Annotated in this window: 12 protein-coding genes; 9 read left to right on the top strand and 3 right to left on the bottom strand. The window is 63.7% G+C overall.

What is annotated here, in order from left to right; all coding sequences use genetic code 11:
- The first annotated feature begins 141 nt into the window (after positions 1–141).
- The 6 genes from NKK47_RS05835 (at position 142) to NKK47_RS05810 (ending at position 9169) form a co-directional block, all read left to right on the top strand.
- Positions 142–1542 carry an SWIM zinc finger family protein gene (locus NKK47_RS05835; protein ID WP_352575552.1) on the top strand — a complete coding sequence of 467 codons (1401 nt, stop codon included), beginning with the start codon at positions 142–144 and terminating at the stop codon, positions 1540–1542.
- Between the two features lie 305 nt (positions 1543–1847).
- Complete coding sequence (locus NKK47_RS05830; protein ID WP_352575550.1) at positions 1848–2972, top strand: DUF5691 domain-containing protein; 1125 nt, start codon at positions 1848–1850, stop codon at positions 2970–2972.
- Positions 2973–2992: 20 nt separating this feature from the next.
- On the top strand, positions 2993–4072 hold the full coding sequence (locus NKK47_RS05825) for an ATP-binding protein (RefSeq protein ID WP_023676037.1): 1080 nt from the start codon (positions 2993–2995) through the stop codon (positions 4070–4072).
- Positions 4073–4076: 4 nt separating this feature from the next.
- Entirely contained in the window at positions 4077–6335 is a 2259-nt protein-coding gene (locus NKK47_RS05820; protein ID WP_352575548.1) for a DUF5682 family protein, read from the top strand.
- Positions 6328–7584, top strand: coding sequence for a VWA domain-containing protein (locus tag NKK47_RS05815; protein WP_352575546.1), 1257 nt, complete (start codon positions 6328–6330; stop codon positions 7582–7584). The genes NKK47_RS05820 and NKK47_RS05815 overlap by 8 nt, the downstream gene beginning before the upstream one ends.
- Positions 7585–7768: 184 nt before the next feature.
- Positions 7769–9169, top strand: coding sequence for an FAD-binding oxidoreductase (locus NKK47_RS05810; RefSeq protein ID WP_352786810.1), 1401 nt, complete (start codon positions 7769–7771; stop codon positions 9167–9169).
- 35 nt (positions 9170–9204) lie between these two features.
- Here the strand turns inward: NKK47_RS05810 and NKK47_RS05805 are convergent, their stop codons facing one another.
- The 3 genes from NKK47_RS05805 to NKK47_RS05795 form a co-directional block, all read right to left on the bottom strand.
- On the bottom strand, positions 9205–10134 hold the full coding sequence (locus tag NKK47_RS05805) for a pseudouridine-5'-phosphate glycosidase (protein WP_023676041.1): 930 nt from the start codon (positions 10132–10134) through the stop codon (positions 9205–9207).
- A gap of 12 nt (positions 10135–10146) precedes the next feature.
- A complete protein-coding gene (locus NKK47_RS05800) occupies positions 10147–11256 on the bottom strand; it encodes a carbohydrate kinase (protein ID WP_352575544.1) in 1110 nt (369 codons plus the stop codon).
- 238 nt (positions 11257–11494) lie between these two features.
- Entirely contained in the window at positions 11495–12343 is an 849-nt protein-coding gene (locus NKK47_RS05795; protein ID WP_352575542.1) for a MurR/RpiR family transcriptional regulator, read from the bottom strand.
- 186 nt (positions 12344–12529) lie between these two features.
- Here NKK47_RS05795 and murA point away from each other — a divergent pair, with 186 nt between their 5' ends.
- The 3 genes from murA (at position 12530) to murQ (ending at position 15782) form a co-directional block, all read left to right on the top strand.
- The gene (gene murA / locus NKK47_RS05790; RefSeq protein ID WP_352575540.1) at positions 12530–13786 is read left to right on the top strand and encodes a UDP-N-acetylglucosamine 1-carboxyvinyltransferase; all 1257 of its coding nucleotides are present in this window, start codon (positions 12530–12532) and stop codon (positions 13784–13786) included.
- On the top strand, positions 13783–14673 hold the full coding sequence (locus NKK47_RS05785) for a glucosamine kinase nucleotide-binding domain-containing protein (RefSeq protein WP_352455258.1): 891 nt from the start codon (positions 13783–13785) through the stop codon (positions 14671–14673). Before murA ends, NKK47_RS05785 begins: the two co-directional genes overlap by 4 nt.
- 185 nt (positions 14674–14858) lie before the next feature.
- Positions 14859–15782 carry an N-acetylmuramic acid 6-phosphate etherase gene (gene murQ, locus NKK47_RS05780; protein WP_352575678.1) on the top strand — a complete coding sequence of 308 codons (924 nt, stop codon included), beginning with the start codon at positions 14859–14861 and terminating at the stop codon, positions 15780–15782.
- Positions 15783–15863: the final 81 nt, after the last annotated feature.

Below are 15863 nucleotides of genomic sequence, written 5' to 3'. Positions count from 1 at the left end.
ACAGTCGACCCCATTTGCGTCTGAGGCACGTCCTGGCCCATCAAAACAGGGCCAAGGCATGCCAATCTTCACCATGCCAGAGCTATAATAATTCTTCACAAACCGCCATCTATACTGCGTCGGGGCGGGGAGAAGCGCGGCTTGGAATTCGATCTAAAAACCATTGAGGCGCTTGCTCCCGATCAGGCGTCGCTGAGCGCCGCCTCCAAGCTCACCAAACGAACGAACTGGCCGCGGCTCGAAAAGCATGAGCAGCAGGCGCTCATATGGGGCGAATGCCAGGGCTCCGGCTCCAATCCTTATCGAGTGGTGGTCGACACGGGTGATCACGGCTACAAATGCACCTGCCCTTCGCACAAATTCCCATGCAAGCACACGCTGGCCCTGATGTGGATTGCCGCCACCGCGCCAGCCAGTTTTGCCGCTGCCAATACCACGCCGGAATGGGTGAATGACTGGCTTGGCCGACGCAGGAAGACAACGCCACAGCCGGCGCAACCGGTACCCGGTGCGGAAGCCAAGCGCATCGGCGAAGCCGCACGAGCCGACGAGAGCACCGCCGTTGAAGACATCGCGGCGCTGGAGCGTCGCGAGGCGGCGCAGCGCAAGCGGGCGGAAAGCACACGAGAAGCAGTGTTGGCTGGGCTCGATGAGCTTGACCAGTGGATTGCCGACCAGTTACGGCTCGGTCTGTCCGGGTTTGTCGACGCCAGCAGCGACCGTTGCCGACGGATTGCTGCGCGGCTGGTCGATATGAAGGCAGCCGCGCTCGCCGGCCGTATTGACGAGATTCCGTCGCGGCTGATGGCGCTGCGCAGCGAGGAACGGTCTGATGCGGCAATCCGCGAGCTCGGCAAGCTCGTGCTGCTGGCCAAGGCGTGGCGGTCGGAGCCCGACGACCCCGAGCTGAAGCGCCTCGTATCAACGTCTGAACCCCGCGAACAGGTTCTCAGCAGTCCGGATGCAAGACAGGTTGAAAGCCTCTGGGAAGTTCTCGGCGAGAAGATCGAGAGCCGCCGCGATGGTCTGGTCAGCCATTCGACCTGGCTGCTCGATTTGAAAAGCGCCACCCCGCAATTTGCCGTGCTGCTCGACTTTTTCCCGGCTTCGGCCGGGCGCCGGTCCAACGCTTTTGCACCAGGCGACCGTTTCAATGCCCGACTGGTGTTTTATCCATCACGCATGCCGCTCCGCGCCCTCGTGGTGGAGCGCATGGGGGAGGTTGCGCCCGGCGCGTGGCCCGATTTTGCTTTTGGCACCGCGAAGGATCCGCTCGCCACGCATGCTTCCCATCAGGACGCCGCGCCCTGGATCGCCGATTGTCCCCTCATGCTGCCGCCCGGCGCTATCCTGCTCGACGATCGGGGCACGGCATGGTGGCAGGCGGAGGATGAACCGCAGGGGATCGCCTTGCCGATCGCCGGCGCGGTAGATCAAACCTTGCTCGGCCTCGACCTTGCGGCCACGGCAGCGCTCTGGAACGGCGCCCGGCTTGAGCTTCTGGCGGCGCAAAGCGAGTTCGGGAGGCTTGATCTGGCGTGAACGAAAGCGAGCAAACAGGCCTGGCGGCAATGCGCGATTGCTGGATCACCGGCGGTGCTGCGTTCGATCTGGCTCCGGCCGGATGGAAGGCAATCGCCGGCGGTGCAAGTCCCGACGAACAGGAGCGCCGGCTCCTGGCAATCGCAGCACAAGCGCTCGACGTCGCGCTGCGGCCGGCCGCGCCGACGACACTCAAGCGTCGGCCGCCGCTGCCCAGACTTGCCCTGCCCATTCTGCCGGCACGATTTCGGCCGTTGTTGAGAGCCGCTCTGAAGCACGCCGCCGACGTGAGGCGAAAGGCACGCGTGGCGGCGCTCGTCGCCAGCCGCGGCTTTGTGCTCCATCCCATGGACTGGATGCCCTCGGATCAGAACAGCCCGGACGTCTACGCACCATGGGTAGACTGGCAAGCAAGCATGAACGGGGAAAGGCTTGCCCCACAAGAGAAACTGACTGCGGAAACCTGGGATGAGTTCTATCCCGCCGCGCGACGCTTGGTCCTTGCCGATATGCGCCGTACCGACCCGACATCGGCTCGAATGTTGATCGAAGCCAAGGCGTCGGGCGAACCGGCGGAAGTCAGGCTTGCGCTGGTCGAGCTTATGCGCTTCGGCCTGAGTGCCGAGGACATGCCTTTCCTGAAAAGCCTTTCCGCCGACAGGTCCGGCAAGGTGCGCGAACTGGCTGGCCGGCTGCTGGCAAGATTAGGAGAGCACGTTCGCCCGAGCGACGGTGGACCGGACGATCCCGTAGCCGAACTCGCCGCCTTTATCACTGAAGGCAGATCCGGCTTCATCCGCCGCCGGACGATCTACACTCCAGCAAAACTAAAATCCCAAGCGCAGGAGCAACGCCGCGCCGAACTGTTCGAGATATGCAACCTCGTCGACCTTACCGAACGGTTCAACACTACGGAAGCCGAATTCATAGGAGGCTGGCAATTCGGTGCCGACAATAAAGCCGACATCCTGATCGCACGAATGGTCGCCGCCTCAGGGAGCGAAGCCGCCCTTACGCAGATGGCGGATACGCTTATTGCCGAAGGCGGCAAACCGGCGCTGTTCGTGCTTCAGCTCATGCCGCGCCTGGACAGCCGCAGAAAGCGTGTCCTCATCAGGCTGATCCTCAAGGAGACAACTTATCTTGGCATGATCAACCTGGCGGAAGGCATCGATGTCGACTGGCTGGAATGGGACGACCTGACGAATGGACAGGCGCTCGCCGCACTGCGTTCCGCCGCCGGCGGAAAAGACGACGCCGCGCGGCGGGGTCTCGACGATGTACTGGAGACGATCGGCTTCCTTGCCACCGCGACCACGGCAGCGAAATTGATCGACGACATGGTCGCGGCGGGCGTGCCGCCCGCGGCTCCTTCACTCGGGCTTCTACGTCTCAATGCATCACTGGCGGGGCCTGGAAGCAACACATGACCAATCCGGAGAACAGCAAAATGAACGCAGCCATCCGCCTCCCGGTCGAGCAGGCCTACGCTTCGGAATTGCAGGCGCTGGCGCGCGATGACGACCGGCAGAGGCCTGCCGGCTGGAGCCTGTCGCCACAGGCTGTGCTGACCTATTTGCTAGGCGGGAAGGCCGGTGACGGCACCTTGGTAACGCCAAAATATGTCGGTCGCCGCCGGTTGATGGAAACCGCGGTGGCGACGCTCGCCACCGACCGTGCACTCTTGCTGCTCGGCGTTCCCGGAACCGCCAAGTCCTGGGTGTCTGAACATCTTGCCGCCGCCATCATGGGCGACTCGACGCTGATCGTGCAGTGCACGGCCGGCACCGACGAGAACCAGATCCGCTATGGCTGGAACTATGCGCAGCTACTGGCAAAGGGCCCGAGCCAGGAAGCGTTGGTGCCGACGCCGCTCTACCGAGCCATGCAGAACGGCAAGCTCTGCCGGCTGGAGGAACTGACCCGCATGGGCTCAGACGTGCAGGACACGCTGATCACCGTGCTTTCCGAAAAGATGATGCCTATCCCGGAATTGAACACCTCGATCTACGCCCAGCGCGGCTTCAACATTATCGCCACGGCAAACAACCGCGACAAAGGTGTCAACGAGCTCTCCTCGGCGCTCAAGCGTCGCTTCAATGTCGTGGTGCTGCCATTGCCGGAAGACATGGCCGAAGAGGTGGCGATCGTCTCCAAACGGGTCGACGAGATGGCTGGCGGACTCGACCTGCCGGTGCCGAAAAATGTCGGCGAGGAGATCGCCCGTGTGCTGACCATCTTCCGCGAATTGCGCTCCGGTGCGACTGCCGACGGCAAGGTGACGCTGAAGACGCCTTCCGGCTCGCTGTCGACCGCAGAAGCGATCGCCACGATGGTTGGCGGGCTCAGCCAGGCGGCGTGGTTCGACAGTGGCAAGCTCGGCGCCGAAGGTCTCGCCGCCAGCCTTGTCGGCGCGATCGTGAAGGATCCGGTGCAGGACAAGGTGGTGCTGGAGGAATATCTGGAAACAGTGCTCAAGAAGCGGGCCGACTATGCCGGCTATTACGCGGCGCTGAACGCAGCGATCTGACGCCATGGGCCACGGCGACATTGCCTATTTCGGGATACGCCATCACGGGCCGGGTTCCGCCGACAGCCTGGTGCAGGCACTGCAGGATTTGAACCCGGTCGCCGTGCTGATCGAGGGGCCGATCGACGCCTCTGAGCTTCTGCCCATGCTGGCCCGCCCCGAAATGCAGCCGCCTGTGGCGCTCCTTTGCTATCCGGAGGACGATCCGGCTTCGACAAGCTTCTGGCCTTTTGCCGAGTTCTCGCCCGAATACCAGGCGGCGCTTTGGGCTGTGGGCAATAAGGCGACGTTGCAGTTTATCGACCTGCCGTCATCGGCACGGTTCACCACTGCTGCGATCGGTGGCGCGGAGGACACCGATGCGACCGAAGCTACCCAAGCCCCCGAGGATGGTGACGCGGCTCCGCTTCCGCGTGATCCGATAGCCATGCTGGCACACGCCGCCGGTTATGAGGACGGCGAAAGCTGGTGGTCGGACATCATTGAACAGAACCCGGAACCCGGCCCCATATTTGCGGCCATCGCAGATGCGATGACGACACTGCGGAATGGTGAGGGTCCGATCGCGCAGTTCGAAGCCAAGCGCGAGGCGCATATGCGGCTCGAAATCGCCAAGGCGCGTAAGCAGTTCGACGGGCCGATCGCCGTCGTCTGCGGGGCATGGCATGTGCCGGCGCTGCAGGCCACCCACACTCAGAAAAACGATCAGGTCCTGATCAAGGGAATTGCCCGGCGCAAGAGCACAATGACATGGGCACCGTGGACGGGACCGCGCCTGGCGCTGGGATACGGCTATGGCGCGGGCGTCGTCGCACCGGGCTGGTGCAAGCATCTCTGGCGCACGCGCGGCCGGCGCGATGCGGCGACCCTGTGGCTTGCGACGATCGCCGCCGTGCTGCGGGCGAAGGGTCACCTGATCTCGACCGCTTCGTTGATCGAAGCGGAGCGGCTCGCCAGGACGCTTGCCGCGATTCGCGAACGACCGAAACCCGGATTTGAGGAATTGCGCGACGCCGCGATCGCCGCCCTCTTCAACGGCGAAGCGTTGCTGTGGAGGTTGGTTGAGGCCGAGTTGCTTCTGGGTTCGGACGTCGGCGAAATTCCGCCCGACACACCGCTGGCGCCGCTGATCGAGGATCTCCAGCGTAACCAGAGGGCGGCGCGCCTGAAGCCTGAGGCGCTGGAACGGGAACTGTCGGTCGACCTGCGAAGCGAAAGCGGGCTGTTCCGCTCGACATTGCTGCATAGGCTGAACGTGCTCGGTGTGCATTGGGGTAAGTTGACTGACAGCGGCCGCAGTCGTGGCACCTTCCGCGAGCGGTGGACGCTGGTCTGGGATCCGGAATATTCCGTCCGTCTGGTCGAGAACCTGATTTACGGTCCGACCATCGAAAAGGCTGCCAGTGGCCGCCTGATCCAGATGATCGAAACGGCGACGACGCTCGATACGCTTGCGGCACTGGTCCAGAGCGCCATCACTGCAAGCCTGTCGGAAGCATCGACTGCCGGCCTCGCGGCGTTGGAGGCACGCGCGGCGCGCAGCAGTGAATGCCTGGAGATCCTGGCGTCGGTGCCGCCGCTCGCCGACATTGTCCGCTACGGCGAGGCCCGCAAAACGCAAACGGACCGGCTGTCCGGCCTTATGGAGCGGCTGATCGTCGAAGGTGCGATCGCGCTTCCCTATGCTGCGCGCGATCTGGATGAGCAGGCCGCCGCGACACTGGTTGGTGCGATGCGCAAGGCCGATGAGGCGATCAGGCTGGTCGAACCCGGCCAAGACGTGCTGGACGGATGGCGCAACGGGCTGGCGGCCGTGCTGGAGGCGTCACGGTCGACGGCGCTGCTGGCCGGGTGCGCCGCACACCTGCTGTATGAAGCTGGTCGCCTGTCCGCCGAAGCCGCTGCCGGGCTGCTCGGGCGACGCCTGTCACCGGGGACGCCTGTCACTGACGCGGCCGGGTTCTTCGAAGGCTTCTTCAGCACAGCCGGTCAACGGCTGATTTATGACGAGGGTCTGCGCGGTGCGGTCGATGGGTGGCTCAGATCCCTGGACGAAGATGCTTTCATTGCGCATCTACCGCTGCTGCGCCGTGTCTTTTCCAATCTGGACAGCATGGAACGCCGCCGGCTGATCGAAGCGGTCCTCGGCCGCGCGGCGCGCTTGCCGGCTGGCGTGACGCCGACGCCGGATGGCGGCGAGGCATGGCGCCGGCACCTGGGGCTGCTTGGACCGTTGCTCAACGGAGAAACCGGCAATGGATGACGAGGCCGAAATGAACGAACCCGGCCCGCTCACTTCCGATGGCGGAAGGGAGCGCCGCTGGCGACTGGCGATCGGCGCCGATGACGAAACGTCTGGGGCACTTTCCAGCGACGATAAACGGCTTTCGGCGGCACTCGACGCTCTCTACGGCGACGGCGTTAGCGCCGCTTCTGCCGACCCGCGCAAGCGGCGTGGCGGCCTTGGCCGGTCGGCGCCGCGCGTCGCGCAATGGATGAGCGACATTCGCTCCTTCTTTCCGGCGCAGGTCGTCCAGATCGTCCAGAAGGACGCGTTCGAACGGCTGGACCTGAAGCAGATGCTGATGGAACCGGAATTCCTCAAAGCGATCGAGGCTGACGTCAATCTCGTCGCCGACCTGATTTCGCTGCGCTCGGTCATGCCGGCCAAGACCAAGGACATTGCCCGGACGATCATTGCCGATATCGTCGGCAAGCTGATGCAGAAGCTGGAGCAGAAGACCGCGGAGGCGATACGCGGCGCTCTCGATCGATCGAGACGCACCAACCGCCCGCGTGCACGCGATATCGACTGGCAGCGCACTATTTCGGCGAACCTTCGCCACTATCAACCCGAGCATAGGACCATCGTGCCGGAGAAACTGGTCGGCTTCATGCGCAAGCAGCGCCGGCTTGTCGATCTGGATGAGGTCGTTCTCTGCGTCGACCAGTCCGGCTCGATGGCAAGCTCGGTGGTCTACGCCTCGATCTTCGCGGCGGTGATGGCCTCGCTGCCGGTTGTGCGCACGAAGCTTGTCTGCTTCGATACGGCGATCGTCGACCTGACCGAAGAGCTCAGCGATCCCGTCGAGGTGCTGTTCGGCGTGCAGCTTGGCGGCGGCACGGACATCAATCAGGCGGTCGCCTATTGCGCCGACCGTATCGAACGGCCCACCAAGTCGCATCTGGTGCTGATCACCGATCTCTATGAAGGCGGCAATGGCCAGGACCTGCTGCGGCGACTGGCAGCGCTGGTTCGATCCGGCGTAAATGTCGTCGTGCTTCTGGCGCTGACCGATCAAGGCCGGCCCGGCTACGATCCCACAATGGCAGGCTCGGTAGCAGCCCTTGGTATTCCCGTCTTTGCCTGCACGCCGGATCTGTTTCCGGACATGATGGCTGCGGCCTTACGTCGCGACGATATCGGAGCATGGGCGGCAGGCGCCGACATCAAGGTGGTCCGCGCCGAAACGCAGGCGTCGAGCCACCCATCACCAACTGCCACAGTTTGACAAAACGCGGTCCGCGCCTATGGTCGACCTGTTACACAGGAGCGGTGCATGGCGACAGCAACCGACTGCATTTTTGGCGGGTTTTCCGCATGTTTCTTTCCAGCGAAATTCGCGTCAAGCCGCTCCTGCAATTCTCGCCGGTCTTCGCGTGCGTTGCATCGATATCTGCGCGCCAATAGCATCCGTGAGCGCCCTCTCCTCGCGAACCGCCGAGCTTCTGTCGCGACTTGAGGGTCGGCTGGATCGGTCGGCGATCGTCTCGGCAGATGAGGCCGGGCCGCGTTACAGGGAAGACCCCGACGGCAAGACCGGTGCGCGGCCGGAGGTCGTGCTGCGACCGCGCACTGCCGGCGAGGTGTCGGACATACTGCGCCTGTGCAATGAGGCGGGGCAGAGGCTTGTGGTCCAGGGGGGCCGGACCGGGCTTGCCGGCGGCGCTCGCATCCAACCCGGCGAAGCTGTGCTGTCGCTGGAGCGCATGACTTCCGTTGAAGCTCTCGACCGCGAGGCGGCGACCATCATCGCCGAGGCCGGCGCGCCGCTGCAAGCGGTGCAGGAAGCCGCCGATGCGGCCGGCTTGCTGTTCGGCGTCGACATCGGAGCGCGCGGCACGGCCACCGTCGGTGGCAATGTCGCCACCAATGCCGGCGGCATCCGTGTGCTGCGCTACGGCATGTACCGGGCGCAGGTGCTTGGGCTGGAAGCGGTGCTTGCCGACGGCAGTATTCTGACCTCGCTCAAGGGTTTGGCGAAGGACAACTCCGGCTACGACCTCAGCCAATTGTTCATCGGCAGCGAAGGCACGCTCGGCGTGGTCACACGCGCATGCCTGCGGCTGCATCCGAAGCCGGCCACCGAGATCAACGCCTTCTGCGCGCTTGCTTCGCTCGACGCGGCGATCACGTTGCTTGCGCTGCTCAGGCGCAAGCTCGGGCCCTTGCTGTCGGCCTATGAGGTGAATTTCGCACCGCTTTACGGCGCCATGATCGCCGGCATGGAGGCGCCGGCGCCGCTACCCGCCGGCTCGCCCGTCTATGTGCTTGCCGAGATACAGGGCAGCGAGCCCGACCGCGACGGCGAACGTTTTGCCGCGGTGCTGATGCAGGCGGTTGAAGATGGCGTGATCGAGGATGTGGTCGTCTCGCAATCGCCGCGCGAATTCCGGGCGCTCTGGGCGGTGCGAGAAGAGGCCAACCGTTTCCTGTTTTCGATGGCAGGCCTGATCGGCGTCGATATCAGCATCCCACTGGCGAGAATGGCGACTTTCCTGGGCGAAACAGAAGCCGCCATCAGGGCCGTCGACCCTGGCGCCGACATCTACGTCTTCGGCCATCTCGGCGATGGCAATCTGCATTATCAGGTCCGCACCGCGGATCCGGCGGCCGCATACGGCATCGTGTACCGCGGTGTTGCCACCGCCGGCGGTGGCGTTTCGGCCGAACATGGCATCGGCCTCGACAAGAAGGAATGGCTGCACCTTGTGCGCAGCGACGCCGAGATCGCGGCCATGCGCCGCCTGAAAGCAGCCTTCGACCCGAACAACATCCTCAATGCCGGGCGCATCTTCGACCTGGCGCCGGGCTGAAATCGAAGGCCGGTAGCGCTGGCCGGATGCTGTCTCTATCTGGTCGCGCTCTTCAATTCCGCATGCGCCACCGCAATGCGGGCAGCAAGCGCGGCGTTGTTGCGGACCAGCGCGATGTTGGCCTTCAGGCTGCGGCCTTGCGAAAGCTCATTGATGCGTGCGAGCAGAAACGGCGTTAGTTCCTTGCGCCCGATGCCGCGCTTCTCGGCCTCAGCCACGGCCGCTGCGATCGTGCCGTCGATGAACGCCGGATCGAGCGCGTCCGCTTCGGGGATAGGGTTGGCGACGAGAATGCCGGTGCCGGATTCCATCTCGTCATGCAGCAGCATGGCTCGCGCGATCTCGTCGGGCGTGTCGAGGCGATGATCGGCCTTGAGCCCGCTGGAGCGGGTGTAGAAAGCCGGAAAATCATCGCTCCCATAGGCGATCACCGGCACGCGCTGAGTTTCCAGATATTCCAGCGTCTTCGCAATATCGAGGATCGACTTAACTCCGGCGCAGACGACGGTCGTGCCGGTTTGGCCGAGTTCGGTCAGGTCGGCGGAGATATCGAAAGTGGCTTCGGCGCCGCGATGCACGCCGCCCACGCCGCCGGTCGCAAAAATGCCGATCCCGGCTAAAGCGGCGATCCGCATCGTCGCCGAGACGGTGGTTCCGGCCGAGCCGCCGCGCACCATGATGGCGGCGAGATCGCGCCCGGAAGCCTTGACCACGCCCTTTGCCGCTGCCAGCTCTTCCAGTTCACGGTCGTCGAGGCCAACCTTGATCTTGCCGGCGACCACTGCGATCGTGGCGGGCACGGCGCCGTTTTCACGCACTACGGTCTCGACACCACGGGCAGTTTCCAGATTGGCCGGATATGGCATGCCGTGGGTGATAATCGTCGATTCCAATGCCACCACCGCGCGGCCTTCATCAAGCGCAGCAGCGACTTCATCGTTCAGGTGGACAAGGAAAGGTTTCATATCATCTCGCTTTCAGGCAGGAATGCGGTACATGCCGGCGGCAAGGAAGCGCGGCGACAGATCGGGATGGACGCTGGATTCGCTCTCGGTGGTCAGTGTGGCAAGCAGCGCGCCGGTGCGCACGGCATGAGCGACCGGCTCACCCGAAAGCACCTTGTACAGTGTGCCGGCGATCATCGCGTCACCGGCGCCGGTGATATCGACGGGCTGGGCCGGGACGGAGTGCATGGTCGTCACACCGCTCTCGGTCGCAACGGCAAATCCATGCGCGCCCACGGTCACGATCACCTCGCCGGCGCCGGCCGCGCGCAGCGCTGCCGCTGCTTCCTCCGGCGTCAGCCGCCTGTCGGCATCCGTCATGCCGAGCATCGTATTGGCCTCGTCATGATTGGTGAACAGAAGATCGATGCCGGTCAGGTCCTTCGGCAGGCGCGCTGATTTCGGCGCCGATACCGTGTCGACTGCGAGCTTGAAGCGCGCACCCTGCTTGCGCGACATCAGTGCTGCGAGGGTCGCGGCCGGCAGATTGCAGTCGATGAACACCCATGTCGCCGAAGCCAGATGCGGCCAGAAGCGGTCAAGATAGGACGACGAAAACAGATCGAAGATCTCCATGTCGGCAATGCCGAGCACGAGGTCGTTGTTGCGGTCGAGGATGGCCGCGTATTCCGCCGTCGGCCGTTCCGTGGTGGTGATGACCTGGCTGACATCGGCGCCGAGGTCGCGCAGATGCCGCACCAGTGAGCGGCCGGTTTCATCGTCGCCGACGATCGAGACGAAGCTTATGTCGACGCCGAGGCGGGCAAGGTTTTCGGCGACGTTGCGGGCAACCCCGCCGAAGCTGCGATAGCCGTCGACCGGGTTCGACGTCTCGAAAATCAGATCCTTCTTGGCGTGGTATTTGCGGTCGAGCACCGCGCCGCCGACGCAGACCATGCGCTTGGACGTCGGCAAGACGTAACCACGGCCGAGAATGTATCCCTTGTTGACGAGTTGCACGATGTGGGCCGCGACCGTCGAGCGGGCGATGCCGAGTACCGTTGCTATGTCCTGCTGGCCGGCGAATGGGTTCGCCTCAATGAGGTCGAGAACCGCTTGTTCCTGTGCTCCAAGGTCGTCCATTGTCTCGGCCGTCAAATTCGAGGCTGAACGCTTTCGCAACAACAGATGACATTGTCAACATTTGTTTCGACCGGCGGCATTTGACCAATCGGCGCTCCCGCGACTCTCTGCCAGCCGGACGAAGAAAGCGGGTGAGCACATTGAAGAAAGCTATTTCACCAAGGAGGCCGAAAGTTGCTCTTGTCGGCGTGCAGCGCCAGGGAGGAACTGAGGCCTTAACGCGAGACGGCGAAGAGCGCTAAGCCTTCAGCACTGAGACGGCCAATTCGCTGTTGTGGACGTATTCGTTGGCGTCAGGCTGCTTCTGCACGAGCAGGATGAACAGCAGGTCGGTCAGCGTCAGTTGTGCATCACGCGCAGTTATCGATGACGAGCGCGCGCGCTCTTCATCGGCGATCGTGTGGAGGCGAATGTCGGCAACCCGGTTCAGCGGATTGTCGCGAAGTCCGGTGACGGCGATAACGGTGGTGCCACGTTTGCGGGCAAGTTCAGCTATCCGCAGGGTTTCGATGCTCGCCCCGGAATAGGAGAGCGCGAACAGCACGTCACCTCGTCCAAGCGTCGAGACATTGGCCATTTGCACATGGCTGTCGCTGTCGTGCAGCACGTTGCGGCCGAGCTTCATCAGCTTGTAGGAAAAATCGCGCGCCACCAGCGAGGATGCGCCGACGCCGGCCAAATGAATGCGGCGCGCACCGTTCAACGCTTCGAGGGCCTTGCCGATTTCCTGCTCGGTGTTGGCCGCGACGGTCTGTTGCATCGACAAGAGCTTGCTGCCGATCAGCTTGCGCAAGATGACCAGATAGCTGTCGTCGACCTCGATCGAACCGTGGATCATGCCGGCCGGCACGTGCCATTCCTGCGACTTTGCCTCACTGACGGCGAGCTTAAGCTCCTGATAGCTGGAATAGCCGAGCTTCTGGCTGAACTTGACGACGCTCGACTGGCTGCGGCCGATCTCGGCGGCAAGCGCCGCCGTCGACAGGCGGAGCATCTGGTCGGGATTATCGACGATATACCGACCGATCTCGCGGTCGCCGGGCGCCATGACTTCGAGCTTGGCCTCGATCTTCTTCAGGACGGACATGCGTTCCTCCATTGCCTGTCATCGACAATGCCAAGCCAAGGAATAAATTATTCCGTCTCTGATTGACAGCCAAGAATGAACCATCAAATCTCGACTGGTGCGGTTGCGGCCCAGCCTTCGGGCATGTCGACGATTCGGACATGAAAGATCGTAGACTCGCCGACAGCTCGGGATTAGGTCAGAGCCATGGACAAATTGCGGATCGTCGGCGGGCACAGGCTTGAGGGCGCGGTGACGATCTCCGGCGCCAAGAACGCGGCCTTGCCGCAAATAGCGGCGGCGTTGCTCAGCCCCTATCCGCTGCAGCTGACCAACCTGCCTGAGGTGACGGATGTCGACAACATGCTTGGCGTCGTCGGCCTTCATGGGGCCGAAGTCACCAGATCGGCGCATGCCGCCACAATCGATACCAGTGCTGCCGCTTCCAGGGAGACAAGCTACGATACCGTCAGGCGCATGCGCGCGACGGTGCTGGTTCTCGGTCCACTGCTTGCCCGCTTCGGCCATGCCCGGGTCTCGCTGCCTGGCGGCTGCGCGATCGGCGCACGGCCGGTCGACATGCATGTCGCCGCACTTGCCGCACTTGGCGCCGATATCGCGATCGAAAACGGACTGATCGTCGCGTCTGCGCCGGGCGGACTGAAAGGCGCGCGCATCGTTTTGAGCTCGCCGTCGGTCGGCGCGACCGAAACGGCGATGATGGCGGCGACGACGGCAAACGGCGAGACCGAGATCCTCAACGCGGCCCGCGAGCCGGAGGTGGCCGATCTTGCCGCCTGCCTGAACGACATGGGCGCGCGGATCGAGGGCGCCGGCACGCACCGCATCCTGATCGGGGGCAGCACAGACTGGCGCGCCGCCACGCACGACATCATCCCGGACCGGATAGAGGCCGGCACCTATGCCGTCGCAGCGGCCATCACCGGCGGTCAGCTCGAGCTGACCCACGCGCGGCTCGAGCACATGGCATCCGTCGTCCAGCTGCTCGAAGCAGCCGGTGTGAAAATATGGCCGGGCGACCGCGGGCTGATCGTATCGAGAGACGGGCCGCTCAAGGCGGTCGACGTGACGACGGAGCCCTATCCGGGCTTTCCGACCGATCTCCAGGCGCAGTTCATGGCGTTGATGTGCTGTGCCGAGGGCGCTTCGCTGTTGCGCGAGACGATCTTCGAGAACCGCTTCATGCATGTGCCTGAACTGATGCGGCTCGGCGCCAATATCAAGCTGCAAGGCACCATGGCGCTGGTGCGCGGAGGCGAGAAGCTGAAGGGCGCGCAAGTGATGGCGACCGACCTGCGCGCCTCCGTCTCGCTGGTGCTGGCAGCGCTGGTGTCGGAGGGCGAGACGACGATCAATCGCGTCTATCATCTCGACCGCGGGTACGAGCAGTTGGACCGCAAGCTCCGGCTGTGCGGCGCCCAGATCGAACGAATAAGGCAATGAGTGCCGGTGGGGCGTCTCCGCATTATTTCCTGGGCGTCGATGGCGGCGGAACCGGCTGCCGGGCGCGTATCGAAGACGAGGCAGGAACCGTGCTCGGGCAAGGCCTGTCGGGCCCGGCGACAACGCGACTCGGTATAGAGGTGGCCTGGGCCTCGATTGCCAAAGCCTTTGGCGCGGCGATCGAAGAGGCAGGGTTCGCGGCGGCGGAAATCGCCAGTATCCGCGCGGGTATCGGTGTTGCCGGCATCGGCCGTAAGGGTGCGCTCGAGGCGTTTCATGGCATCGAACAACCCTTTGCGAGCATCGACTTCCTCAGCGACGGCGTCGCGGCTTGCCTTGGCGCGCATTCGGGTCAAGACGGCGCCATCGTCATAGCCGGGACCGGTTCGATCGGGCTCGGCTTTGTCGAAGGACGCGACCTGCGCGTCGGCGGCTACGGTTTTCCGATTTCCGACGAGGGCAGCGGCGCCGATCTCGGACTGAAGGCAGTGCAGCTTGCCTTGCGAGCCCATGACGGCCGGCATGAGCGGACGGCGCTGCTGGCCGAGGTGATGCAGCGCTTCAAGGACGATCCATTCGAGGCGGTGGCCTGGATGGACCGCGCCAGCGCGACGGACTATGCCGCCATGGCGCCGATGGTGATCCGCCATGCCGACCAGGGCGATCCGGCCGGTCGGCGGATCGTGCAAGGCGCTGCCGAGCAGATCGACACCTTCGTGCGGGTGCTGTTCGAAAAAGGCGCGCCGCGGGTTACGTTGCTCGGAGGGTTGTCCAGCCCGCTTGAGCCATGGCTCGCTCCCGACGTCCGCCGACGGCTGAAGCCGGCCGACGGCGATGCGGTTTCGGGAGCCATAATCCTGGCCAGAAAATCCCTCTGCCGCCAGTGATGCCTTGCTCGGCAAGGAATATACTATTCCTGCTTTCCGTTGACAGAAGGAATATCAAATTCTAAAAAGTTAACGAAACAGAACCGGCGCAGCCGGTACGGAGCCGACGGCCAGGTGCAGGCACTGGACGCCGCTTGCCGCGGGCATCACAGTCCTGCTCGCAGTCGCACTTGAAAGTAAGCGAAGTGGTCGAACAAGGGTTGATGTCGGAACTGGAGCGGCTGGTTTCCGAGGACCGGAACTCGAAGACCATGGACATCGATCTGTTGCCGACCCTCGAGGTGCTGCGCAAGATCAATGACGAGGACAAAGGCGTTGCGGCAGCCGTCGAGAAGGTCATCCCCGATATTGCTGCGGCCGTGGACCGGATCGTGAGCGCGTTCCAGAACGGTGCACGCCTTGTCTATATGGGGGCTGGCACCAGCGGCCGGCTCGGCGTCCTCGACGCCTCGGAATGTCCGCCGACCTTCGGCGTACCCGAGGACATGGTGGTGGGCCTGATCGCCGGCGGCGTCGACGCGCTGGTGCACTCTGCGGAAGGCGCCGAGGACGATCCGAAACAGGGAATAAAGGCGCTGCAGGACATCAAGCTGACCGCTGGCGACGTGGTGGTCGGCATCGCTGTCAGCGGACGCACACCTTATGTCATCGGCGGCCTGACCTATGCCAAGGAGGTGGGAGCCACCACCGTGGCGTTGTCCTGCAATCCTCGATCGACGATTGCCGGCATTGCCGATATTGCCATCTCTCCGGTGGTTGGCCCGGAGGTCCTCACCGGCTCGACCCGGCTGAAATCGGGAACCGCGCAAAAGCTGGTGCTCAATATGCTGTCCACCGCCAGCATGATCCGCATCGGCAAGAGCTATCAGAACCTGATGGTTGACCTCAATCCAAGCAACAAGAAGCTTGTCGCAAGGGCGGTCAGGATCGTGATGCAGACGACCGGCTGCGCGGCACAGCAGGCACGACAGGCACTCGACCAGACCGGCAATGATGTAAAACTGGCCATCCTGGTGACGATCACCGGCATGGGTGTCGAAGAAGCACGTAAGGCGCTTGCCAACGCGGGAGGTTTCCTGCGCAAGGCGATAGGCGAAAAGACGGTGTAAGACCGCATGGATACTGGGCCGATGTTCCGGGGCGTGTGTCCCTTTGAAGCGGTCCGGGGAACTGCAAGGCATCTGGTTTAA

Source organism: Mesorhizobium sp. M0019 (genome assembly GCF_040323975.1).
Classification (GTDB): Bacteria; Pseudomonadota; Alphaproteobacteria; order Rhizobiales; family Rhizobiaceae; genus Mesorhizobium.
Note: the sequence above shows the minus strand (reverse complement) of the source record. Positions and strands in the feature narration are given on the sequence as shown.

Excerpts from the sequence above, each read along its gene's own strand:
- NKK47_RS05825 (WP_023676037.1), top strand. The coding sequence starts at position 2,993 with ATGAACGCAGCCATCCGCCTCCCGGTCGAGCAGGCCTACGCTTCGGAA.
- NKK47_RS05785 (WP_352455258.1), top strand. The coding sequence starts at position 13,783 with ATGAGTGCCGGTGGGGCGTCTCCGCATTATTTCCTGGGCGTCGATGGC.
- NKK47_RS05815 (WP_352575546.1), top strand. The coding sequence starts at position 6,328 with ATGGATGACGAGGCCGAAATGAACGAACCCGGCCCGCTCACTTCCGAT.
- murA (WP_352575540.1), top strand. The coding sequence starts at position 12,530 with ATGGACAAATTGCGGATCGTCGGCGGGCACAGGCTTGAGGGCGCGGTG.
- NKK47_RS05795 (WP_352575542.1), bottom strand. The coding sequence starts at position 12,343 with ATGTCCGTCCTGAAGAAGATCGAGGCCAAGCTCGAAGTCATGGCGCCC.
- NKK47_RS05820 (WP_352575548.1), top strand. The coding sequence starts at position 4,077 with ATGGGCCACGGCGACATTGCCTATTTCGGGATACGCCATCACGGGCCG.
- NKK47_RS05800 (WP_352575544.1), bottom strand. The coding sequence starts at position 11,256 with ATGGACGACCTTGGAGCACAGGAACAAGCGGTTCTCGACCTCATTGAG.
- NKK47_RS05805 (WP_023676041.1), bottom strand. The coding sequence starts at position 10,134 with ATGAAACCTTTCCTTGTCCACCTGAACGATGAAGTCGCTGCTGCGCTT.